The following is a 1,577-nucleotide window of genomic DNA, read 5'->3' on the forward strand; positions in this document are numbered from 1 at the left end:
GAGGCTGTGTCAAAAGCCCGATCTGAAGTAGACTTGCGGCCTCATCTGCGGAGGTCGGCATGGGTCGGTTCGTCGAAGGGCAGGACCGTCGGCAATCCTGGTTGCTGCCCAGTTCGCTGGACGACTATGTCACCGAGGACAATCCGGTTCGGGTAGTCGAGGCCTTCATCGACGAACTTGATCTGGGCGCTCTGGGCTTCACCCGCTTTGAGCCCGCAGCGACGGGGCGGCCCGCCTACGATCCGGCCATGCTCCTGAAGCTCTACCTCTACGGTTATCTCAACCGGGTGCCATCGAGCCGCCGGCTCGAGCGTGAGGCACAGCGCAACATCGAGGTGATGTGGCTGACTGGTCGCCTGGTCCCCGATCACAAAACGATCGCCAACTTCAGGCGCGACAACGGGGCAGCGATCCAGGCGGCCTGTCGGCAGTTCGTGGTGCTGTGCCGGGATCTGAGCCTCTTTACCGGGGCGACCGTCGCCGTGGATGGATCGAAGTTCAAGGCGGTCAACAACCGGGACCGCAATTACACGGTGACCAAAGTCGCCAAGCGCCTGGAACAGGTGGATGCCAGCATCGCCCGCTACCTCGCAACGCTCGACCGGGCGGACCGGGAAGGCAGCGACGTTCCCGAGGCGCGGACGCAGCGCATCGGCGAGAAGATCGCCGCTCTGCGCCGACAGATGGCCTTCCTGCGCGAGATGCAGGATCAGATCGCAGCTTCAGAAGACGGACAGGTCTCGCTGACCGATCCGGACGCACGCTCCATGGCGACGAGCGGGCGGGGCACGGGCATCGTCGGCTACAACGTCCAGATCGCCGTTGATCCCGAGCATCATCTCGTTGTGGCTCATGACGTCGTCAACCAGGGCCACGACCGGACCCAGCTCGTGCCGATGGGCGATCGGGCCAAGCAGGCTATCGGCGCGGAGGAGGTCGTGGTCCTGACCGATCGCGGCTACTACAATGGCGACGAGGTTCTGGTCTGCGAAGGCACAGGCATTCTCCCGGTCATGCCGCGGGCCGACACGTCCGGCCGGGCGAAGAAGGGGCTCTTCGTGCGCGCCGACTTCGTCTACGACGCCGAGGCCGATCACTACGTCTGTCCGGCCGGTGCTATGCTGACGAAGTCTGTCGCCCGCTCCGATCGGCATGGCGACATCGACCATTACCGCAACCTGGAAGCCTGTCATGCCTGCGAGGTGCGTGCATGCTGTACGCCCGAGAAGGTCAAGCGCTTCAAGCGCTGGAAGCATGAGGCCGTGCTGGAGGCCATGCAGAGGCGGCTCGATGCCATGCCTGACGCCATGGCGGTGCGGCGCTCTACGGTCGAGCACGTCTTCGGCACGCTGAAGGCTTGGATGGGCAGCACGCCCTTCCTCACGAAGGGCCTGAACGGCGTGAGAACCGAGATGAGCCTCGCGATCCTCGCCTACAACGTGAAGCGGATGATCCGCCTGTTCGGCGCAGCTTGGCTCATCCAGGCCATCCGAGCCTGAACAAGCACGAGCCGTGGCGATTCATCCGCAGCCGACATTCATAAAGTTCCGCGCCCAATCCGTTTTGACACGGCCTCG

General features: G+C 64.1%; 1 protein-coding gene. It reads left to right on the plus strand.

What is annotated here, in order from left to right; genetic code table 11:
• Positions 1-59: 59 nt before the first annotated feature.
• A complete protein-coding gene (locus J7U37_RS24740) occupies positions 60-1,499 on the plus strand; it encodes an IS1182 family transposase (protein WP_247637471.1) in 1,440 nt (479 codons plus the stop codon).
• Positions 1,500-1,577: the final 78 nt, after the last annotated feature.

Origin of the sequence: Methylobacterium sp. 37f, from assembly GCF_023093475.1 — a bacterium.
Classification (GTDB): Bacteria; Pseudomonadota; Alphaproteobacteria; order Rhizobiales; family Beijerinckiaceae; genus Methylobacterium.